General features: G+C 63.5%; 25 protein-coding genes and 2 pseudogenes. 13 read left to right on the top strand and 14 right to left on the bottom strand.

Annotation, left to right across the window (positions count from 1 at the left end; genetic code table 11):
* Window positions 1-85: 85 nt before the first annotated feature.
* Together AOT87_RS27710 and AOT87_RS09110 are read right to left on the bottom strand one after the other, a co-directional pair.
* Entirely contained in the window at window positions 86-562 is a 477-nt protein-coding gene (locus tag AOT87_RS27710) for a nuclear transport factor 2 family protein (protein WP_324612891.1), read from the bottom strand.
* A gap of 4 nt (window positions 563-566) precedes the next feature.
* On the bottom strand, window positions 567-1,457 hold the full coding sequence (locus AOT87_RS09110; protein ID WP_057969739.1) for an LLM class F420-dependent oxidoreductase: 891 nt from the start codon (window positions 1,455-1,457) through the stop codon (window positions 567-569).
* Window positions 1,458-1,564: 107 nt separating this feature from the next.
* Between AOT87_RS09110 and AOT87_RS09105 the strand changes: the two genes are divergently transcribed.
* Both AOT87_RS09105 and AOT87_RS09100 read left to right on the top strand, forming a co-directional pair.
* Window positions 1,565-2,392, top strand: coding sequence for an SDR family NAD(P)-dependent oxidoreductase (locus AOT87_RS09105; RefSeq protein WP_057969735.1), 828 nt, complete (start codon window positions 1,565-1,567; stop codon window positions 2,390-2,392).
* A 95-nt stretch (window positions 2,393-2,487) separates the two neighbouring features.
* Complete coding sequence (locus AOT87_RS09100; protein ID WP_234795863.1) at window positions 2,488-3,003, top strand: TetR family transcriptional regulator; 516 nt, start codon at window positions 2,488-2,490, stop codon at window positions 3,001-3,003.
* On the opposite strand, the gene AOT87_RS27705 is transcribed toward AOT87_RS09100, so the two are convergent.
* Window positions 2,971-3,126, bottom strand: coding sequence for a hypothetical protein (locus tag AOT87_RS27705; protein WP_234795862.1), 156 nt, complete (start codon window positions 3,124-3,126; stop codon window positions 2,971-2,973). The genes AOT87_RS09100 and AOT87_RS27705 overlap by 33 nt on opposite strands.
* 15 nt (window positions 3,127-3,141) lie before the next feature.
* Here AOT87_RS27705 and AOT87_RS27700 point away from each other — a divergent pair.
* From AOT87_RS27700 to AOT87_RS09090, 3 genes and pseudogenes are all read left to right on the top strand, one after another.
* Window positions 3,142-3,285, top strand: a pseudogene (locus AOT87_RS27700) (TetR/AcrR family transcriptional regulator); the annotation flags it as partial.
* Window positions 3,286-3,313: 28 nt separating this feature from the next.
* Complete coding sequence (locus AOT87_RS09095; protein WP_057968293.1) at window positions 3,314-3,769, top strand: SRPBCC family protein; 456 nt, start codon at window positions 3,314-3,316, stop codon at window positions 3,767-3,769.
* A 66-nt stretch (window positions 3,770-3,835) separates the two neighbouring features.
* On the top strand, window positions 3,836-4,495 hold the full coding sequence (locus AOT87_RS09090; protein ID WP_057968292.1) for an MBL fold metallo-hydrolase: 660 nt from the start codon (window positions 3,836-3,838) through the stop codon (window positions 4,493-4,495).
* Here AOT87_RS09090 and AOT87_RS09085 read toward each other — a convergent pair.
* Entirely contained in the window at window positions 4,492-6,006 is a 1,515-nt protein-coding gene (locus AOT87_RS09085) for an FAD-binding oxidoreductase (RefSeq protein WP_234796458.1), read from the bottom strand. The genes AOT87_RS09090 and AOT87_RS09085 overlap by 4 nt on opposite strands.
* Before the next feature lie 85 nt (window positions 6,007-6,091).
* Between AOT87_RS09085 and AOT87_RS09080 the strand changes: the two genes are divergently transcribed.
* Genes AOT87_RS09080 through AOT87_RS09070 form a run of 3 tightly spaced genes read left to right on the top strand, consistent with a single transcriptional unit; the run spans window position 6,092 to window position 8,260 of the window.
* Window positions 6,092-6,865 carry an HAD-IB family hydrolase gene (locus tag AOT87_RS09080; protein WP_057968291.1) on the top strand — a complete coding sequence of 258 codons (774 nt, stop codon included), beginning with the start codon at window positions 6,092-6,094 and terminating at the stop codon, window positions 6,863-6,865.
* Window positions 6,866-6,874: 9 nt separating this feature from the next.
* The gene (locus AOT87_RS09075) at window positions 6,875-7,654 is read left to right on the top strand and encodes an SGNH/GDSL hydrolase family protein (RefSeq protein ID WP_057968290.1); all 780 of its coding nucleotides are present in this window, start codon (window positions 6,875-6,877) and stop codon (window positions 7,652-7,654) included.
* Window positions 7,655-7,696: 42 nt separating this feature from the next.
* Window positions 7,697-8,260, top strand: coding sequence for a hypothetical protein (locus AOT87_RS09070; RefSeq protein ID WP_057968289.1), 564 nt, complete (start codon window positions 7,697-7,699; stop codon window positions 8,258-8,260).
* A gap of 4 nt (window positions 8,261-8,264) precedes the next feature.
* Here AOT87_RS09070 and AOT87_RS09065 read toward each other — a convergent pair whose 3' ends face one another.
* Window positions 8,265-8,810, bottom strand: a complete 546-nt coding sequence (locus tag AOT87_RS09065; RefSeq protein WP_057968288.1) for a hypothetical protein — start codon at window positions 8,808-8,810, stop codon at window positions 8,265-8,267.
* 39 nt (window positions 8,811-8,849) lie between these two features.
* Between AOT87_RS09065 and AOT87_RS09060 the strand changes: the two genes are divergently transcribed.
* A complete protein-coding gene (locus AOT87_RS09060; protein ID WP_057968287.1) occupies window positions 8,850-10,274 on the top strand; it encodes an alpha/beta hydrolase-fold protein in 1,425 nt (474 codons plus the stop codon).
* Window positions 10,275-10,278: 4 nt separating this feature from the next.
* Here AOT87_RS09060 and AOT87_RS09055 read toward each other — a convergent pair whose 3' ends face one another.
* From AOT87_RS09055 to AOT87_RS09035, 5 genes are all read right to left on the bottom strand, one after another.
* Window positions 10,279-10,752, bottom strand: a complete 474-nt coding sequence (locus tag AOT87_RS09055) for an SRPBCC domain-containing protein (RefSeq protein WP_057968286.1) — start codon at window positions 10,750-10,752, stop codon at window positions 10,279-10,281.
* The gene (locus AOT87_RS09050) at window positions 10,749-11,099 is read right to left on the bottom strand and encodes a metalloregulator ArsR/SmtB family transcription factor (protein WP_030097921.1); all 351 of its coding nucleotides are present in this window, start codon (window positions 11,097-11,099) and stop codon (window positions 10,749-10,751) included. Before AOT87_RS09050 ends, AOT87_RS09055 begins: the two co-directional genes overlap by 4 nt.
* The gene (locus AOT87_RS09045) at window positions 11,096-11,548 is read right to left on the bottom strand and encodes a VOC family protein (RefSeq protein WP_057963464.1); all 453 of its coding nucleotides are present in this window, start codon (window positions 11,546-11,548) and stop codon (window positions 11,096-11,098) included. The genes AOT87_RS09050 and AOT87_RS09045 overlap by 4 nt, the downstream gene beginning before the upstream one ends.
* 102 nt (window positions 11,549-11,650) lie before the next feature.
* Window positions 11,651-12,523, bottom strand: coding sequence for a TIGR03619 family F420-dependent LLM class oxidoreductase (locus tag AOT87_RS09040; RefSeq protein WP_030097923.1), 873 nt, complete (start codon window positions 12,521-12,523; stop codon window positions 11,651-11,653).
* A 96-nt stretch (window positions 12,524-12,619) separates the two neighbouring features.
* Complete coding sequence (locus AOT87_RS09035) at window positions 12,620-13,000, bottom strand: DUF4345 domain-containing protein (protein WP_057968302.1); 381 nt, start codon at window positions 12,998-13,000, stop codon at window positions 12,620-12,622.
* 97 nt (window positions 13,001-13,097) lie between these two features.
* Here AOT87_RS09035 and AOT87_RS09030 point away from each other — a divergent pair, with 97 nt between their 5' ends.
* A complete protein-coding gene (locus AOT87_RS09030) occupies window positions 13,098-13,694 on the top strand; it encodes a TetR/AcrR family transcriptional regulator (protein ID WP_057968285.1) in 597 nt (198 codons plus the stop codon).
* A gap of 53 nt (window positions 13,695-13,747) precedes the next feature.
* Window positions 13,748-14,728, top strand: coding sequence for a pirin family protein (locus AOT87_RS09025; protein WP_057968284.1), 981 nt, complete (start codon window positions 13,748-13,750; stop codon window positions 14,726-14,728).
* A 10-nt stretch (window positions 14,729-14,738) separates the two neighbouring features.
* Here the strand turns inward: AOT87_RS09025 and AOT87_RS09020 are convergent, their stop codons facing one another.
* Window positions 14,739-15,692 (bottom strand): helix-turn-helix domain-containing protein, encoded by a 954-nt coding sequence (locus tag AOT87_RS09020; RefSeq protein ID WP_057968283.1) that lies wholly within the window; start codon window positions 15,690-15,692, stop codon window positions 14,739-14,741.
* Window positions 15,693-15,721: 29 nt separating this feature from the next.
* On the opposite strand from AOT87_RS09020, the pseudogene AOT87_RS09015 reads away from it, so the two are divergent.
* Window positions 15,722-16,523, top strand: a pseudogene (locus AOT87_RS09015) (HD domain-containing protein).
* Between the two features lie 2 nt (window positions 16,524-16,525).
* Here the strand turns inward: AOT87_RS09015 and AOT87_RS09010 are convergent.
* On the bottom strand, window positions 16,526-17,791 hold the full coding sequence (locus AOT87_RS09010; protein WP_057968282.1) for a competence/damage-inducible protein A: 1,266 nt from the start codon (window positions 17,789-17,791) through the stop codon (window positions 16,526-16,528).
* 31 nt (window positions 17,792-17,822) lie between these two features.
* On the opposite strand from AOT87_RS09010, the gene AOT87_RS09005 reads away from it, so the two are divergent.
* Window positions 17,823-18,218, top strand: a complete 396-nt coding sequence (locus tag AOT87_RS09005; protein WP_057968281.1) for a DUF6194 family protein — start codon at window positions 17,823-17,825, stop codon at window positions 18,216-18,218.
* Here AOT87_RS09005 and AOT87_RS09000 read toward each other — a convergent pair.
* Window positions 18,215-19,231: a GNAT family N-acetyltransferase gene (locus AOT87_RS09000; protein WP_057970338.1), complete on the bottom strand. Its 1,017-nt coding sequence runs from the start codon at window positions 19,229-19,231 to the stop codon at window positions 18,215-18,217. The two genes, AOT87_RS09005 and AOT87_RS09000, sit on opposite strands and share 4 nt — an antisense overlap.
* 139 nt (window positions 19,232-19,370) lie before the next feature.
* Window positions 19,371-20,528 carry a GNAT family N-acetyltransferase gene (locus AOT87_RS08995; protein ID WP_081343155.1) on the bottom strand — a complete coding sequence of 386 codons (1,158 nt, stop codon included), beginning with the start codon at window positions 20,526-20,528 and terminating at the stop codon, window positions 19,371-19,373.
* Window positions 20,529-20,534 lie beyond the last annotated feature (6 nt).

Here is a 20,534-nt window from a genome sequence, read left to right as displayed (position 1 = left end):
GGTGATATGCCGCGCGCGGCACCCGTGACAATTACCACCTTCCGTTCCAGGAGCCGCCATGAATGACCTTGCTGGCAAGACATTGTCATGGGGGATCCTGTTCTGATTGTTGCACCGGAAGGCCTTCGACTCCCCTGGAGAGCAATGCCCGAGGGAACGAGGTTCCGTCTAGCCTGCGTGTCGTGCGCTGTACGATTTCCCAGCCTCTGGCGCTTCGCTGCAGTGCGAAATGGTTAACGCCCGCTCGCGCGACGTAATAGGTCACTCCGTGTTTGACAAGTAAGACTGATTCGCACACGGCAACAGCGTCGTCGCCTCGCACGGTAACGACCGCTGGCCCCAGCAGATGAGTGCATCCGCGAGCAATCAGCCCTTGGTGCTCTTGCGAATTGACCATCGCCTCGATATCGGATCGACCCGACATGGTCCAGTCTTCTACGTCGTAACGTCCGTCGGGAGACCACAACTCAGCTGTCGCGGTCGCTTCACCCGCGTCCACAAGCGGACCATATGACGCGACAATTCGTTCGATGGCACGTTCATCTTCTATTCGTCGAATCATCGATTCAAGCTTGGCGAGGTCGGATGTTGTCATGTTTCCTTCTTTGCAGCGGGTGGACGAGCTCACTGAGGGCCGAGAGCTGTTCACGGAAATGACTCGCGGAGCGCGACGAGAGTGAGCAAGTGACAGCAGTTGCACCGGCCTCGCGCAGGGACGCAATCTGATGCAAGGCCTCTTCGGTTTGTTCACAGGGGTCTAGCGGTGACGTGCCCAGCGCGACTTCAAAATCATCCGGAATATCGACAGAGCTGAGCATCTTCGCCGCTTGAGTGAGTGACACGGCGAAAGGCATCCACCCGTCTGCCAATTCGACGGCTCGGTGCAAGGAGCGAACTGTCCGTCCGCCGACCCATACGGGCACATGCCGCTGAACCGCACAGGGACGAATGTCCAGGGACGTGTACTGGTAGTACTTACCACGGTAGGTCGGGGTGGTAGTCGATAGCGAAGATCGCAAGGCACGAATGGCATCATCGGCGCGCTGTCCGCGGTCATCCCATGAGGCGTTGAGTAGATCAAACTCCTCACGTAGCGAGCCCACGCCGACACCCAGGATTAGTCGGCCCGAGCTGATTCGGTCCAGCGTTCCGTACCGCTTGGCGATTGCGAGGGGGTGGTGATACCCCAGCACGACAACTGATGTGGCCAACCGAATTCTTGACGTGAATGCGGCCAGGTAGGACAAGGTAGCGAGCGGGTCCCAGTAGACCGATCCTCGCGTAGTGGCGGCCTCAATTGGCACGGCGATGTGTTCGGAACAGGTGAGGTAGTCGAATCCGAGGTGATCAGCCCAGCTGGAGATATTGGCGATGTCGGTGGCCGTGCCGGAGGATTCCCACTCCGCGGCAACCCCTGGCACCTGGACCACGACGGGCGTCGCTATTCCGATCAGCATGGCAGCGCGCCCATACATGCCGGTGATGCGGGTTTACGCGGCATATCGACCTCCTTTGGGTTGTACGGTATCCTCAAAACTAAAATATATTTTAGTTTTGGAGGTGGATGTTGTCCAGTGCGTTCGGCCCGGAATGGTTGCGGCAGTATGGTCCGTGGGCAGTAGTCGCAGGCGCGTCAGAAGGGATAGGCGCCGAATTCGCGCTGATGCTGGCAGAGGCGGGCATGAATCTCGTTCTCGTGGCGAGAACTCGAGAAACATTGGAAGGTATCGCTTCAGAATGCGGTGATTATGGCGTGCAGGTGAGGGTGCTGAGCCTCGACTTGACTCATGCGGATTGCGTTTCGGAGATATCTTCGGCCACGGTTGACATCGAGATCGGCTTGCTGGTCTACAACGCCGGTGCGAATACGCACAGCGCTGAGTTCATCGACGGAGACTTGGCCGAGTTCCGCCGGGTGATTGATCTCAATGTCACTGCACCGCTTGCCCTCATCCACCGTCTGTGCGGCCCGATGCGTGAACGTCGACGCGGTGGTGTGGTGTTGGTCGGCTCGCTGAGTGGATACCTTGGGGCAGCCCGACACACGGTATACGGTGGCGTGAAGGCATTCGCGCGCATATTCGCGGAGGGATTGTGGTTGGAACTACGGGAATACAACGTGCACGTTCTCGAACTCGTGTTAGGTGTGACAGATACCCCGGCGATGAGGCGTATCGGCTTGAACCTTGAAGTTCCGGGAATGCACATATCGACGGCGAAGGACGTTGCTGCACAGGGGCTTACTAGCTTGCCGCAGGGCCCCATACATGTCGCCTCGGGCAACGAGAACAACCCAGTGCTCCAGCCTATGGCTGATCGAGCACAAGCTATTCTGGCCTCTCATCGAATGATGCAGAAGCTAATTGAAGGAACCGCGCCGCACAGCCATTGAAATCGGAGGTCGCAATGCCAAGTGCATCGCGGGGGCGCGAGCCGGCAAGTCCTTCGACCCCCGCGCAAAAGGCTCGCTGTGATCGAATTCTCTCTGTGGCAGCCAAGCTCGGAGCCAGGCAGGGCCTGGAAGCGGTGCGCATGCAGGAGGTCGCGGACCGGTCGGAGGTGTCCACCGCGACGCTGTATCGCTACTATCCCACCAAACATCATCTATTCGCGGCCTTGCTGTTTCGATATAGCCAGCACCCCAGTTTGCCGGCAAAGCCATCTGGTTGCCCGATAACAGACGCAACTGAGTTGATGGTGCAGATGGTACGCAGCACCCTGGCTGTACCGCTGCTTGCCAAAGCGATGATCGTCTCGGTCAACGTCCTACGCGCAGAGTCTGAGTTTGCAAGGGACTTTCAAGTGCGCCGAAGCATCTTGGCGGTGGCCGGAAAGAGTGCCCCAACGGCCGAGGACGCTCAACTAGCGTTGCTTGTGGAACAGATGGCGTTCGGTGTTCTGTGTTGGGCAGTGATGGGGGAAACGACGCCGGATCAGGCCGAACGGAATATGCGGAAGGCGTGCGCGCTTCTACTTGCTCCTTGGCGTGATGCGGCCGAGTAGTCGCCTTGCGGCCACATCAAGGACGTATCCGAGCACACCGATCACGAGAATCACCGCCGTCACCTGATCGTAGGCCAGCTGGTCGCGGGCGTTGAGAATCTGATAGCCCAAACCCGATCGCACGCCTAACATTTCGGCCGCGAGGCAGGGATATCGCGCCCCGACAATCTCACCCGGCAGGTTCAACTGCTCTACGACGGTGCATTGACCGCCTCGAAGATCGAGAAATCAGTTGCACCGATAACGCTGGCGCGCAAAATCACTCGTGAGTTGATCGGCTAGGCGGCAAGATTCTGGTTGGATGGGCTGTATGACTGAGGATGTCCGAGTGGTCTCGGCGAGCCGCGTAATAGATGCGCCGGCGGCGGTGCTCTTCGAACTCATCGCTGACCCGGCGCGGCAGCGAGAATGGGACGGCAACGAAAACCTCGCCGAGGCGGCCCCGGGCCAACGGGTTCATGCCGTGGGTGACGTGTTCGTGATGACACTGACCAATACCCACGTCCGGGAAAACCGCATCGTGGAGTTCGACGAGGCGCGCCGGATCGCATGGCTACCGTCAGAAGTGGGCAAGCAGCCACCGGGCCATCTCTGGCGATGGGAACTGGAGCCGGTCGGCGATGGCAGCCGCACTCGGGTGACGCACACGTATGACTGGACGAATCTCACCGATGAGAACAGACTGCCCCGGGCTCGTCTCACCACGCCCGAACGGCTACAAGCGTCGGTGGACAGGCTAGGCGCGCTCGCCGAATCGGGCGCGTAGCCCAGGCTGACGCAGCGCCGTATTACCCCTTGACCTCAAGTTCACTTGAGACTGAACACTGGGGTGATGACAACGAAGACATCGAATGTGCGCCAGATTCGATCAGACCTGTGGGAGACACGAACGGACAACCCCTTCCCCGGGCTGACCACTCACGCCTACCTGTGGGTCCGCCCCGAAGGAAACGTGTTGTTCTACAGCCCCGCCACCGAGGCCGACTTCGAGGCAATTGCCGAATTGGGCGGAGTCGCCCATCAGTACCTTTCCCATCAGGACGAGGCAGGACCCATGCTCGCAGTCGTGAAGCAGCGATTCGGATCGAAACTGCACGCATCCGCCCGTGAAGAAGGTGAGATCAGCACACACACCGACATCGATGTCCCGACAACGCAGCGTCACGTGGACGAAAATGGCGTCGAAGTGATACCGACACCGGGTCATTCCGCCGGCAGTACAAGCTATCTGGTAACCGGTGCCGATGGTGAGAAATACCTCTTCACCGGGGACACCATGTTCCCGACCGAGGCCGGATCGTGGTCCACCTTCCTAGTCCCCGGTCGCGGGAGTGCCGACGAGCTATCGGCGAGCCTGGACCTGCTGGCAGACACCGTCCCGAATGTCGTCATCTCCAGCGCGTACGGCGGGGACACCGCCGTGTATGAGCTCACGCCGGGCCGGTGGGGAGAATTCATCGCACAGGCCCGGCAGAGCCTACAGCGCGACTAAGGGCGTACCGCCTGGGTAAACCCGAAGATCCCGTCGGGATCGTAGGTCGCGGCGATCTGTCGCAGCCTCGGCAGATTATCTCCGTAATACGCTGCGGCCCAATCGGGTAAACGCGGATCGATGTAGTTCACGTACGCGGCGGTACCGCAGATCTCGCCGAGCCGGTCCCGCGCCTCGTCCACGCGGCGATACGCAGCCGACGGATCGGCGCCGACCCCATGATAGATCTGGAGGGAGGCGAGGGCCATTCGATGCGGGAAGGCGGTGGCGGCACCGGGAATTCGGCGGACTGCACCGCCCAGGCTATCCAGAATGAACGTCAGCCCCGGCGTGCCCACGAGGATCATCTCTATTGCGGCGGTGTCGACCGCAGCGTGCGGGATCATCCGGGAGGATGCCACAAACGCCTCGCGTTGCAGTTGACCGGTACCTACTCCACCCCACGACGGATGACACTGGGCCACAGTCAGTGTTGAGCACCCACCCATGAACTTCATGGCGTCGATATAGGCCATGTCGGCGACGAATCGATCGGATGGATTGATGCCGATCGCGGCGCGGAGACCGTCTACGAGTGCCCGTGGATCGTCCGTTTTGGCGATGCAGCCCACGATCCGGCCATGCGGAGTAGCGCCGCCCACGGCGTGCAGCGTCGTCCACAATTCGTCCGGCGCATCGTCCATGAACGCCAGCCACCGGCGCATGATCGTAGCCAGCTCCCCCGGCGCGTAATCGAGCGCGAACACCATAAGCTCGCTAGCTTCGGCGGTGTCAAAGGTGAACTCCGTTGCAATGCAGAAGTTTCCGCCGCCACTCCCGCGAATGGCCCAGAACAGGTCGGACTCGGATTCCGACGACAGGTCTCGAATCGCACCATCCGCGGTAACCACCCTGGCGGATGCCAGTTGGTCGCAGGTCAGCCCGAACCTACGAGTGAGAACCCCTACCCCGCCGCCGAGGGTCAATCCCGCGATGCCCACGGTGGGACAGGAACCGCCGGCAAGCATCCGGCCGGCCCCGGAGACAGCCGCATAGACATCTATCAGACGTGCCCCCGACCCGATCTTTGCCCGCGTCCCGGTCATCGAGACCGTTGCCATACGCCCGAGATCGACCACCAGTCCGTCATTCGGAACGCAATAGCCGGCAAAGCTGTGACCACCGCTGCGTGCCGCGATCGGGATCCCAGCACCCGATGTGAACTCCACGCAGCACGCCACATCCTGCTCGGAGGCACAGAAGGCAACCGCAGCTGGATGATTCGTGTCGAAAAGAGGATTGAACGTCCGCGCTGCCGCATGAAACCCGTTCTCGCCACGCACCGTGAGCGTTCCGGACATGCTGCGGCGCAGGTCTTCCCATCCAGAAGCCGTGAGTCGATCCTTGGGGTGTGCCGGTGAGCATCCGGCGATAGACGCGGCGCCGAGCGCCACGATCGCCCCCGCGGACAGCACCGCACGCCTGGTGACCAGCGCAGGAGTTTGCGTGCGATGCGGTTGGGGGTCCAACACTGCTCCTGTCGGTCACGATCGGGTGGATACCCCATCTTGTCGCCTACGGCGGGTACACGTGCCGCACAACGGTAGATTGGCCCACATGACGGTGAGTTCGGCACCCGACCCGGTCGCCGATATAGCGTTGCGCCCCGCTGGGCCGCAGGTGGGAGCCTTCTTCGACCTGGACGGCACCCTGGTGGCCGGATTCACCCCGACGGCTCACGCCCGTGATCGGATGCGCCGTGGTCAAGCGAGTGTCGGTGAGGTCCTCGGAGTTCTGGAGGCCACCTTCCGGTACAAGCTGGGCCGCATGGAATTCGAGCGTTTGGTGGTGCGCGCCGCCGGATACCTGCGCGGCGACTCGCTGGCCGAGCTCGAAGCCGTCGGCGAACGAATCTTCCACCAGCACAATGCCTCGATGATCTATCCACAGATGTCTGAGCGCGTGCGAGCACATCAGGAGCAGGGCCACACCGTGGTGCTGAGTTCCTCGGCGCTGACCATTCATGCCGAACCAGTGGCGCGCCACCTCGGAATAGCCCATGTGCTGTGCAACCACTTCGACCTCGACGACACCGGACTGCTCACCGGCGATATCCGCAAGCCCATCGTGTGGGGCCGCAACAAGGCAACCGCGGTCGCGCGCTTCTGCGAGTCCAATGATGTTGACTTGCAACGGAGTTACTTCTATGCCGACGGAGAGGAAGACATCGATCTGATGTCTCTCGTCGGCGAGCCCTGCCCGGTCAACCCGCGTGGCCGGCTCGCCACCGTGGCGGCCGAGCGGGGTTGGCCGATCTTGCGTTTGGACGATCCGAGGCCACGTGGGGTGAGTTCGTCGCTGCGCAGGTTCACCAGGCTGGCTCGCCGATAGGCTTGGTCCATGGCGGGACGTTATGTGGCATTGGGCAGTTCTATGGCGTCGGGGCCGGGTATCCCGCCGCGTGTACCGGGCTCGCCCCGGCTTGCCGGGCGTTCTGCACGCAACTATCCGCACCAAATCGCTGAACGCAAGGGATATCAGCTGGTCGACGTCACCTACTCGGGGGCGACCACGGCGCATATCCTGACCGACGCACAGCACGCCGCCGCACCTCAGATCGGGGTACTCGATGGCACCGAGGAGTTGGTGACGATCACGATCGGCGGCAACGACGTCGGTTACGTGCCGTTTCTGATCGCCGCGCGCCTACCGCGCATCCTGCGTGCCCTGCCGGTCATCGGAAGCGGGTTGGCCGGCTTGCTCGACACCAGTAAGCAGGACGCGGCGCTGGCGGTCGTGGGTGATTCCCTGCGCGCGGTGGGTGAGCAGGTACGCACTCGCGCACCGCGCGCACGCGTGATCTTCATCGACTACCTGACGCTGCTGCCGCCTGAAAACGAGCCGGCGCCGCCGTACACCCGGGCCGAGGCTGACAACGGGCGCCGTGTTGCCGCGGAACTGGCGGCGGTCACCGCGCATGCGGCCCACGCCGCCGGCTGCGACATGATCCGCGCATCGGCAGCCAGCGCCGAACATCACGCATGGTCATCGCGGCCCTGGACGAACCGCCCCGGATTCCCGTGGCCAGGGCGTCCGGCACCGCTTCACCCCAACGAGGAGGGTATGACCGCCGTGGCCGATCTGGTCGTGGCGCTATTGGACGGCGCGTCTAATCACTGAGGTTGCGGTGTGAGCGGTCCATCGCATTGCGATACTTGACCCGTGCGCACACCTTCCCTGCTGATGATCCCCGTCGTCGCCATGGCGATCGGAATCGGATTCGCCGGCCCGGCCTCGGCCGTGGCGCCTCCGGCGGATGGGACCTACCGAATGATCGAGGAAGGTGCCGGCGAGGTCTCCTGGACGATGTCCGCGGTGTGTGTGCAGGCATCCGGCACCCGCATCCAGTCCGACTACACCGACCCCACCATCCAGGCCGACGGCTGCACCCTCACCGTCACCAGCGCGACACCCGACATCCTCAAACACAACGACCGACTCCAGAACTACTCCATCCCGGCCAAGCTGGTCGATGACCAATGGACATTCCTGCACGCCCGGCCGCAAGGCATGACCTGCCCCGATGGAACCTTCGCACCCACTCAGGAGAAGTACGTCTTCAACGACGAAACCCTGACCGGAGTGCACACCAGCATCCACAGCGCCGTGTGCGGTGGCCAGCCCGGGATGACCAAGAAGCCCTTCAGCCTGCAGTTCGTCAAGCCGCTCGACGTACCCGTGGACCGGTTCCCGCAGTACTGCGATGGGTTCGCGCACTGCTGGTGAGCGGCTAGGGCAGCAGTGGCACCCGCCAGAGCGGCACTCCTGGATCGATGACCATCAGGCGCGTCATCGTCAATCGCGTGATGAGCAACGCGCCCCGGATCATCACCACGGCCACCGGTAACTCAGCCAGCACCGCTGTCAGGATCGCCCACCGCACCTCGCTCGGTCCGGCCGTCATCACGTCGAACCAGGCGTCACAGATCAAGAGCACACCGGTGGTGAAGGCCGTCAGCACAAGTAGCTGACGGCGCAGCAGGCCAAGCACCGCAGTGGCCAGCATGAACGTCACCAGCAGGATGTCGAAACCCACCCATGTCGCCGTCCATCGCTGCGCCACATAGTTTTCCGGCAGCGTGAACGCAAGGTAGGTGATCCAGGGAATCAGCGCGAGCGCGCCGCCGATCATCAATCCGAGTCGCAGTGCACGAAACCTGGCCAGGTTCGGCGGTGCCACCTCGCTGAGCGGGCGTTCCAGTCGCTGAATGAGGTCCCTGCGCTCGGCTGCCGACAGCGCCGCAATCGTCTCGTCCGACAGATAACCCTGGGTCATGTCCAGCTTCCTCCCAGGAAACCTCATCACAATGTCAGCGTGCCACCGACTACGCCGACGCCCGCTCCGGCGCCGACCCCTATCCCACAGTTGCCCGCCAATGACTTCCACCAGTACAACCATGGGATTTCCGCGCTCGGCGGCTGGTTTCCGATCGTCGTTCAGGTACTGGCGGTCGTGGCGTTGGTGGTGGTCATCGGATGGCGCACCCGCCGGTGGCGCCTCCTGTGGGTGCCCGTGAGCGTAGCGGTCGGAGCGTTGGGCGCCTTGGCGGCATGGATTTACATGAACTCCGAAGGGTTGGCGTCCGATCCGGCGCCTTTCAGACTATGGATTTGGATCGGTGTTTTCGTCACCTCGGTCGCGATCGCCGTGATCGGCTTCCCCAGTGCGCAATGGTGGCGCCGTGGCGTATCGGTGGTGGCCATTCCGGTGACGCTGCTCGCCGCACTCGTCGCACTCAACACCTGGGTGGGCTACTACCCCACTGTGCAGGCGGCCTGGGGTGCGGTGTCCGCGGGACCGCTTCCCAACGAGGTCGATATGAGTGACCTTGCGGGTCTGCGTAACTCGAAGCCCAACACCGGCAAGCTCGTACAAGTGGACATCCCCGCAGATGCCAGCGGATTCAAACACCGGGGCGAGTACGTCTATCTCCCGCCGGCCTGGTTCGCCGGCGATACCCCGCCGAGGCTGCCGGTGGTGATGATGATCGCCGGCGAGTTCAACACTCCCGCCGACTGGATTCGCACGGGCAACGCCACCCAGATGATCGACGAATACGCCAAGACACACGGCGGACAGGCGCCGATATTCGTCTTCGTGGACGTCGCGGGAAGTTTCAACAACGACACCGAATGCGTCAACGGGCCACGCGGCAACGCCGCCGACCATCTCACCGAAGATGTTCGCCCCTATGTGGTTTCGGAGTTCGACGGATCGCCCGATCCCGCCAACTGGGCCGTGGTCGGCTGGTCGATGGGCGGTACCTGCGCTATCGACCTGACAGTCATGCACCCGGATTTGTTCTCCACCTTCGTCGACATCGCCGGCGACCACGGACCCACCGCCGGAACCAAACAGCAGACCATTGAGCGGCTATACGGCGGCGACGCCGCCCGATGGGACGCCTTCGACCCGCGCACCGTCATGGCGAAGCACGGGCCGTACACCGGTGTGACCGGATGGTTCGAGGATGCGATACCACCTGCGGACAGCAAGAAACCCAGTGGCGCAAAGCGGCCCACGGCCGACACGCCCACGGGCATCGGCGGGCATGACGACGTGACCGATGATGACCGAGAAGGTGCCGCCGCGGACCTGTGCGCAGCGGCTCAGCAGGTACAGATCTCCTGCACCATCCACCAGATGATCAGCGGGCACACCTGGCAGTTCGCCAGCCGGACATTTTCCGACGCATTGCCGTGGCTGGCGGCACAGCTGCACACCCCGGGAAGCTCCTAACGCTCTATGACGCACCGACCCGGGCACGCAGCGATTCCAGAAGGTCCTGCCACCATTCGCCGTGGCGCCGCAAGAACAGCCCATCGGGAAACGTATGGCGTGCAACGTGATCCTGCGGCACGGACTCCCAGCCGAGATGTTCCACCGTCACCCGGGTCTCGTCGCCAACCGGCTCGAACCTCACCTCGACGGTCGTTATCTGATCCCCGGTGAAACTGTCCTGGCGCCAGGTGAATCCCAGCCTGCTGCCCGGTTCCCACGTGGTGACCCTGCCTATTTCGAACTCGGTGCCGTCCGGGTACGACTCGACGAAGCGGCCCCCGAGCACCGGTTCTATCGCGAGAGTTCCCCTCCGTTGCCTGGTGAATCGGAACAGCGTGTTGGGCCGCCACCACATTCCGATGTCATTGACGAACACCTCGAATGCACGTGCCGGCGTAGCGCCCACGCGCAGCGATACCAGCACTCGTGACGTCATCGGCCCGGCTCGCGTTCGACGTGCTCCTTGAATGCCAAAAGCTGTGTAGCCCAGAGCTTCTCGATCTCGTCGAGCCAACCCTTCAGTTCTGCCATAGGCGCGGGCCGCAGGGTGTAGATGCGTACACGCGCGTCGAACTCCGGGTGCGACTCCTCGACCAGCTCGCTGGCCTTGAGGGTCCGCAGATGCCTGCTGAGCGCTGCGGGACTCAGGCCAACGGCTTGCGCCAGCTCCCCTGCCCGACGCGGTTGATCCCGCAGCACCTCAACGATTCTTCGCCGATTGGGATCGGCAAGTGCAGTCAGCGTGCGATCAATGCTCGCGAGTTGCGGCGAGGGCCGGGTCAAACCCAGCCCTCGATGTTCAGACCGCTGGCCTTCTCGGCGTCCTCACGCGACACGGCCCGCACTGACTGCCCGAAGGTCCAGACGTGCCCCTCGGGATCCTGAGCGCGGTACACCCGATCGCCGTAGAACTGGTCGGCCGGGCGCATGAGAATTTTCGCGCCGGCGGCCTCCGCCCGCTCGCAGTGCGTGTCGATCTCGCTGTCGATCTGCACGTGGATCGTCTGGGTACATCTACCGCCCACACTCTTTGGGCTGGCGACGCTGGAGTCCCACTCGGATCCGACCATGAGGTAACCGTCCCCGAAGCGCATCTCGGAATGCTCAATCTTGCCGTCGTTGTCGGTGATGACCATGGATCGTTCAAAACCAAAGGCCTTCTCCAGCCAGTCAAGTGCTGCCGCCGGGTCTTGATAGACGACCGCCGAGGCCAAACTAGGGCGTGTGCTCATAGTTGATATTTAACGCTTGCGTTGAATATCTGTCAACGGTCGCGCACAGCGCCGAGACGCATTCCGTGAGCTGGGGGTAGCCCAGCTCACGAAATGGGACCGCTAGGGGTTGACCTTGGCGACGACGTGCTCGGCGAAGCCCTCCAGATTCCTGATCTTCGTCTCCAGCGGCTCGGTGTCCGGCCCGACGATGTAGGGAATGCGGAAGCCGACGATGACATCGGTGACGCCCTTGTCCTCCAGGCGCTTCACCCCGTCCACGGTGAACCCGTCGACGGAGATGACGTGGACCTCAAAGGGCTTGTCGGCCGTCCCCTCTTCTTCACGGAATTTGTTGAGCTTGACCAACAGCTCGTCCAAGTCCTCGGTGCCACCACCATGCATCCAGCCATCGCACCGCGCCGCGCGGCGCAGTGCGGCGTCGGCATGTCCACCGATGAGGATCGGGATGGGCTGCGTCGGCGCGGGGCACATCTTGGTCTTAGGAATGTCGTAGAACTCGCCGTGGAACTCGAAGTAGTCACCGGTGGTCAGCCCCCGGATGATCTCGATGCATTCGTCCATGCGCTTACCGCGCTTGGCGAAGGGCACGTTCATCAGCTCGTAGTCCTCGGGCCACGGACTGGTACCGACGCCGAGCCCGAGACGGTTGCCCGTCAGTGCCGCAATGGACGAGGCCTGCTTGGCCACCAGGGCGGGCGGGCGGATCGGCAGTTTGAGTACGAAGATGTTGAACCGCAACGTCGAGGTCACCGCGCCGAGCGCGGCCGTGAGCGTCAACGCCTCGATGAACGGTTTGTCCTCCAGGAATTCGCGGTTCCCATCGGGCGTGTACGGATACTTCGCATCCGACTCGTAGGGATACGCCAGGCTGTCGGCGATGGTCATACCGTGATAACCGGCCGCCTCGGCCGCCCGGGCCAAGGGAACGTAGTACGACGGATCGGTCATGGCCTCGGCGAAGGTGAACCGCATAGCTTCCTCCTAGAGTGCTTGAGAAACACATTGTGCTGTCGGTACTACGCACTCTAGCGGTTGCGAAATCTGAACTCGCATATTGATTTTACGAAGTCAACGCGCCTTCTCGTCTGCGCCCGCGATCACGAAAAACAGTGCGGGGACGAGAATTTCGACGGTGAGCATGACAATCCAGAATGGATGGGGCTGTCCGGAGTCGATCAGTGATGCCACTCGGCCAAGTGCGCCCACCAGCAGGCCGGCGGCGAGGAACCTAATGGCAGCGCCGGGAATGGGCGATCGCCGCGCCACCCAGATCCATGCCGCACCATAGACGGCGAACAACCCGGAGAAGAAGCGCTCCTGACTGTCGGTGCTCGCGGTGACCGTTCCCCCGCCGATGACGGTCCCCGGTCCCCCGATGAGGTGATAGAGGCCGATGGCCAGGCAGATCACCCCGGTCAGGATCGCCAGGTACTTCAGCACTTTGTCCATCTCCACGCTCTCCACCTCGGCCGTACTTGATAGAACGTTCTAGTAAGGACCGTACAATGCTGTGCAATCGGATACAAGACTCCCCGAAGGACTCGCCATGCCCGCTGACACACGCGACCGCATCGTTGCCTCCACGTGCGAGTTGTTCCGACGGCAGGGCATGACGGGCACTGGGCTCAAGCAGATCGCGCAGAGCGCCGCCGCACCGTTCGGGTCGATCTACCACTTCTTCCCCGGAGGCAAGGTGCAACTGGCGGACGAGGCAATTCGAACAGCCGGGGCCATGTACCGCGATCTGGTACTAGCGATCTTCGATGAAGGTGGTCCAGACCTGCCGACCACCGTCCGGATCGCGTTCGCGGCCGCAGCGGACAATCTCGTCGCAACCGACTACGCCGACGCCTGCCCGATCGCCACCATCGCCCTCGAAGTGGCGAGCACCGACGAGACGCTCCGCTGTGCCACCGCCGACGTCTTCACGGATTGGATCGATCAGGGGGCGGAACGGATCGCTGGATCGGGTTTGAGGCCCGAGATGTGCCGACGCCTCATGCTGGGATTCATCACCAGCCTGGAAGGTGCGTTCGTGCTGAGCCGGGCGCTGCGCAGCACCGAGCCCCTGCTGGCCGCCGGTGAAACCGTCGCGGCGGCGGTGTCGACCGCGCTCGCCACCGGGAGCACACTTCCGGAATAAAGCGGACCGCAGTCCGGTTAAGCAGGCATAGGAACTCTCAACAGGAGGTTTGCATGCCAGCTATCACTGTGTCGTCAACGGACGCCCTGACTCTGCCGCGCATCCCCGCTCCCGAGCCTGCCGATACCGAACGGCCGGTGCGGTCCATCACCAGCGGGCCGCGCGGGTACGAGGGCGAAGGCTTTCCCGTCGTGCGTGCGTTCGCCGGAGTCCCGTCAGCCGAGTTGGATCCGTTCATCCACATGGATCAGATGGGCGAAGTCGAGTATGAGCCCGGCGAGCCGCGTGGGACGGATTGGCACCCGCATCGCGGCTTCGAGACCGTCACGTACATGATCGACGGCAGGTTCGCCCATCAAGACTCCCATGGTGGAGGCGGGCTCATCCACGACGGAGCCACCCAGTGGATGACGGCGGGATCGGGAATTCTGCATATCGAAACTCCCCCAGCAGAATTGGTGGAGAGTGGCGGGCTATTCCATGGCATCCAGCTCTGGGTCAACCTGCCGGCGCGGGACAAGTTCCTGACGCCCGCCTACCAGGCCATCGAGGGGGCGCAAACCACACTGGTGAGCTCCCCCGACGGCGGTGCGCTGGTACGCATCATCGCCGGAGACGTCGGGCCCCATCACGGACCGGGCAGCACACACACGCCAATCACATTGGCACATGCGACGATCCAGCCGGGCGCGCAGTTGAATGTGCCCTGGAATCGAGAGTTCAACGCCCTCGTCTACGTTCTCTCCGGACGTGGCACGGTGGGGGCACTGGGGCACCCGATCGAACAGGGGCAGCTCGCGGTGCTGGGCCCCGGTGACCGGATCTCGGTGCAGGCCAATGCGGAACAAGACGCGAACCGCCCGGCATTGGAGGTGTTACTGCTGGGCGGGCGGCCCATCCGTGAGCGTGTCGTGGCCTACGGGCCATTCGTGATGAACACCAAGGCGGAGCTGATCCAGGCCGTGGAGGACTATCAGGCCGGTCGCTTCGGTGCGATTCCGCCCGATGCCCTGATGCCGCACGTCGTGCGCTGACCGTGATCGCCTACCGCCGGAATGCCCGACGGTAGGCACTCGGTGTTGTTGCGGTGACCCTGCGCAGGTGTGTCCGCATGGCGGTAACGCTGCCGAAACCACACTGTGCAGCAATGGATTCCATAGTCAGATCAGTGTTCTCGAGCAATTCGCGGGCACGGGTGGCGCGCTGTAGGTCGAGCCACCGCTTGGGAGTCGTACCGACTTCCTCGCCGAACCGCCGGTTGAATGTGCGCAGGCTCAAGTGTGCGTGCCGTGCCAGCGCCGATACATCGTCGATCTCGGAGAGATACTCCGATGCCCAGCTCAAGGTCGGACCGAGCCCAGCCGAATCATGAGAATTCCTTGGGGGCGGGATGAATTGGGCCTGGCCGCCATCGCGGTGCGGCGCCATGACATTCCACCGCGCCATCTCCGACGCCGCGGCGGCTCCCAGCTCTCGTCGCAGCACGTGCAGACATAGGTCCATCCCCGCGGAAAGCCCCGCCGAGGTGAGGATGTCCCCGTCGTCGACGTACAGCGCATCGGGCCGCAGATCGACCTGTGGGTACAGCGTGCGCATGTCCTGGCAGTACTCCCAATGTGTGGTGGCAGGGCGTCCATCCAGCAACCCGGCTGCTGCCAGGACAAACGCACCCAGGCAGATACTGAAGATCACTGCGCCGCGTTCGTGCGCAGTCACCAGCGCGCTCAAGACGTCATCCGGTGGCGGACGGTCGTGTGGGGCACGCGCGGGAACGACGACGATATCGGCGGTTTCCAGCGCGTCGATACCGTGTTCCACTTCGAGCTTGAAACCGTCCGGTGTCCACACGCTGCCCGCTCGATGGCCGCAGGTCACCAGGTCGAAACCGTCCGGCTGACCGGCACGCCCCGGCCCCCGGCGAAACATCTGCACGGCACATGCCAGGTCGTAGGTGATGACGCCGTCGAGCGCCAGTGCCGCCACCGTCTTGGTGCCCATGGCTCACTATGGCATGAATCGGAGCATCTATGGCATTCATGCCACTGGCCTTCGGGGACATACCCGCCTTGACTGAAGCCCATGACGACCGAATTGGATTGGCACTGGGCCACTCAGACCGGCGGGGAGATCTCGTCGGCTCAGCGGCGGGCATTGTTCGGACGCCTGTTTCGCGCATTACCCGCGATGATCGGCGATGCCATCAGGACGCGCACCGGCCGCCGCGGGCAGGGGCGAGTGGAACTCGGATCGATCGCAGTGCCCGATTCCACGCTTGCTCTTGCCGCCGAGCAGGAGGCACGCGATTCGGTGACCCCGCACGTGCTCGAACACTCGTACCGCACCTACTTCTTCGGGAAGGCACTGGCCGCGCTCGATGGCGTAGCAGTCGATGACGAGCTCGTGTACGTCGCGAGTCTGTTGCACGATCTACAACTCGAACATCCCACGCCCGGCCGGTGCTTCGCCGTCGCGGGTGGCGAGCGTGCCGCGCAGTTCGTCCGGGATCAAGGGGCGCCGGAAGCCCGCGCGGAGGCGGTCGGCGCAGCGATCGCCGCACACATCACTCTCGGTGCCAGCGAGAACCTCGCAGATCCGGGCGGATTCGTCTCTGCCGGCGCAGGAACAGACGTCTTCGGTCTACGGCTCTCCGACCTCGACGCCACGTGGGTGGACGAGCTGCTGCAACGGCACCCGAGGCTTCAATTCAAGCGGCACATGCTCGCGGCCTGGGCCGCAGAGGGCGCCGCGGTGCCGGCGGGCCGTGCGGCTTGGCTGACTCGCTATGCGGCGTTTCCGCTACTGATCAGGGCGGCGCCCTTCAGCGAGTAGCGCTAGCGCTGCAACAACCGACGCAGCAAATGCAGGGCGACAGTGGTTGCACGCTCACGAATCTGGTTGCGATTCCCCGGGATAACGACGCGAAGGGCAGCCTTCTCCCCCGCCGAGGTCTTGACACAGAAACACACCGTGCCCACCGGCTTCTCCGCCGTACCACCGCCCGGGCCTGCCACACCCGTCGTCGACACCGCGATATCAGCACCCAGCGCCTTCAGCGCGCCCTCCGCCATGGCCTCGGCGACCTCCGGTGATACTGCACCGTGTTCTGCAAGTAGCTGCGGATCCACCTGCAGCTGACCGATTTTGACGTCATTGGCGTAACTGATGACCCCACCCAGGAAGTACGCAGAAGAGCCCGGGACGTCGGCGATGCGAGCGCCCAACAGTCCCGCCGTGCATGACTCCGCCACCGCCAAGCGCCTCCCGTTCAGCAGCCGGGCCACCACGTCGTCGACGGTCGAGCCATCCGCAGAGAACAGTGCCGCTCCATGCCGGGTCTGAATGAACTCATGCAGGCGCGTCCATAATGGGTGCGCATCGGCCTCGAAGCGGGCGACCACCTCGACCTCGCTGCGCCGCAGGCAGGTGGTGATCTCCAGCGCGGCAAGGCTTCCCAACTCGCCCTCAGCAAGGCGCAGTGTCTCGGCGATATCCGGCTCGGTGATTCCATAGAGACGCAGTGTGGCCTGCTCGATAGCGGTGACATCCTCGCCGAGGAGCGCCCGGAAAGGCGCGGCGTCGAGCGCCGACGGCCACATCCGCTGAAGCTCATGCGGCGGCCCGGGCAGCACCACGATGAGAACACCGTCCGCACTCATGATCGCTCCCGGCGCCGTGCCCACCGGATCAAGCACCTCGCCCCGAGCCGGGACAAGCGCCTGTTTGGCGATGCCGACGCGCAGTGCTTCCCAATCGACATTCTCCCAGCGATCCGCGATCGGCCGCAGCCGGTTCATGATGGCCGCTTCTAGCGTTGCGTCGAAAATTAGTGTGGTACCGGCAAATTCAGCTACAGTCGGCAGCGTCATGTCGTCGGCCGTCGGACCCAAGCCGCCGGATGTGACGATGAGATCTACACCCTGATCGGCGAGAAACCGCAGCTGCGCTGTCAGGTCTTCTCTGCGGTCCCCGCACACGCAGATATGTGCCACATCCACGCCCACTTCCCGCAGGTGTTCGGAAAGCCATGGGCCGTTTGCGTCGGCAACACGCCCGGTGAGGACCTCCGTACCCGTGACGACGATTCCCGCTCGCAACATGTCAGCAGCCTAGGCCGGTAGGTTCGGTGTCATGGATGAGGGCGCCATCATCGAATACATCGTCACGACCTTCCCGGATCTGCAGCACGAGGTTGTACAGGGCAATTGGTTCTTCTTCCAAGGCCCCGAACGTCAGCTGCCGGTCATCACCCTGATGTCGAACGAGGCATTCGATACGTACTCCGACCTCGGACGACCGCACGTCTACCGGCTCAACATCGGCGTCAGCGGTGACACCTTCGTCAAGGTTGTGCCCGGTCAGGACGAAGCGATCCAGCCCGATTACACCGAGTTCGACCAGGTACTTCCGCATCCCGAGTACGGCGGCGCCAAATGGGTGTGTGTGGTAAATCCAGGTGAGGACACCTTCGCCGAGGTGCTCCGGCCACTGCTGGCGGAGGCATACGCACGAGGTCGTGACGACTAGTTGTCGCTGACACTGGCCCACAACTGTCGGTTTGTGGATGCGTCGCCCAGGGTGGGCAGGGTGCGCCCCTCGTTGCGGAAACCGTGCACGGCGAGAGCCCCGGTCAAGGGCCGATCCTCATCGCGCACCGCGACGACGATCCGCCTAGTGGGTGAAGGAGCGCCCATCAAGCGTCCCGCAAGATCTGCGATGGTCGCGGTGAGCTCATCCTCAGATACATCGGGACGGGGCCTGCCAATGAGCTCCGTGGTGGAGCTGCCCTGATCGACAGCGATCTCGACAGATCCCAGAGATGTCCCCGAAACCGTCACCGCGACTGAACTATTCGCATCGGCAGCGACGCGCCGTCTGCAGTTGCGCAGTTCGTAGCGACCGCGCGCCAGCAGATCGCTCCAGGAAACCGCCGCGCGGCGCCCTGACGTCGTCCAGCTGGTGATGTTGCCGGACAGGGCGTCTCGCGTCCGGCGTAACGCCGCCAGGTTCTCGATGGTGTTGCCCTGAAACCAGATCTGATGATCGGTGGGGTTTCCGTCGTACATGCGCAATCGGCGGCATGTCTGTAGCTGCGACCAGCCCACCGACTGGGCAAGTCGCTGCACCGCGATGTTCTCCACCGCGAGCGGCGCCACCGCGTGCGGAACCCGGGGATCAGCCTCGAATCCGGCGATGATGAGCGATGCCTGCGCCCACCGGGTGACGCTGTGTGGAACACCGGCCGTCCATGTTGATACCTCGGCGCCCCCCGTTCGCGGATGTCGCCCCGCCATGGCCAAGTGGCCGACGACGTGTTCGCGGCCTCCATCGAGGTGCACGAGCAGATACGAGACCCAGCCACGCGCGGCATCGGAGAGTGCCTGCTTCCAGGTGTGAATCCACATGTACGGCGAATGCGCTGTCGACCACGGCATGTCCGGATGGCTGAACGCCGGTGCCAGCCGCTTTTCGTAGCGCAGGTTGGTTTCCCGCCACGATGAGCCATCGGAGAGCCGCGGAATGCGCAGCATTACGGTCATACCGTCTATTTCAACCGGCCCCAGAGATGTCGGAGTGGGCCGATCGCTTGCGAACACCCCGGCAGGGTAGCGCACCTTGGCACAGGCGTATGGCGATTAATCGGCAACTGCGAGAAGATGATTGCCAAGTACAGGCTGTCTATTTTGGAAGCGGGCCCGCCAGCAGCGTCCACATACGCCGCGCGGTACCACCGTCACCCAGGGTCGCCGGCGCCTCACCCTCGTCGACAAAACCACGGCGGGCAAGCTGGTCCGCGAGCGTGCCATCCGCGCCGCTGACCGCAACGACCGTCCGGCGCGACCCGCCGGGGCGAGCGGCGACATGGCTTGCGAGTGCGGACAGTGCGCACGCGCCGGCATCGCGGGACACCCACGGCTCGAATCGTGGTACCAATTCCGTTGTGGACGTGCCGACATCGGTATAGACATCAATCGAACCGGCCGTGCGCTCAGCCACCGCCACCCGGAACTGCCCGCGACCAGCCGGTGCAATATGCACCACTTCCCCATTGGTGGTGGAGGTTTCGAGTGAGGACTCAGTCGGTGCGGGCCGCAGTGTGGCACTGATCCGCTGCCGGACGCGAATCGCCGCGAATCGGGCCCACGCGGCGAGGTATCCAGCGTCCGGCCTGCGGGACACGGTGGGCGCGAGAAGCGTTCTCGTGGCGGGGATTTCCGTGAGGCGCTGCCTTACCCAATCTCGGTACTCGGCCGTATTGGCGAGCACCCACATGTTGTGGTCTGAGATCTGCCCATCGTATTTACGCAGAGCACGACGTGTCTGTAGCTGGGTCCAGCCCATGGATTCGCAGAACCTGTTTGCGCGCACGTTTGATACCGCCACGGGCGCCAACGCGTGTGGAATCGCAGGGTTTCCCTCAAAGGCAGCCAGCACCGTGACCAGCTGCGCCCACCCGCTCACGGCCGAGGGCACATCGACCGCCCAGCTGGAGATCTCGGCGCCCCCGGTTCGTGGATCCCTGCCGGTCATCGAGAAGTGCCCAACGACTCTCTCGACGCCGTCATCGATCCTTACCAGCAGGTATGAGACTCCGCCTGCGCGCGCATCGGCAAGCGCCGAACGCCAGGTGTCCACCCAGATAACCGGAGAATGCGCGCTCTCCCAATCCATGTCGTCACGATTGAACGCCGGTGACAGCCGCTCGGTGAAAGCCAGCGCGGTCTCCCGCCAGGATGGACCATCCGCGAGCCGGGGCGGCCGTAGCAGTACCGTCACCCCGCCGATCGTGACCGGCCCAAGGTCCGCCACGGACCGGAGGCCGGATTTGCTAGACACCGCGTC

The organism is Mycobacteroides sp. H003 (assembly GCF_001440135.1).
Lineage (GTDB): Bacteria > Actinomycetota > Actinomycetes > Mycobacteriales > Mycobacteriaceae > Mycobacterium > Mycobacterium gwanakae.
Note: the sequence above shows the minus strand (reverse complement) of the source record. Positions and strands in the feature narration are given on the sequence as shown.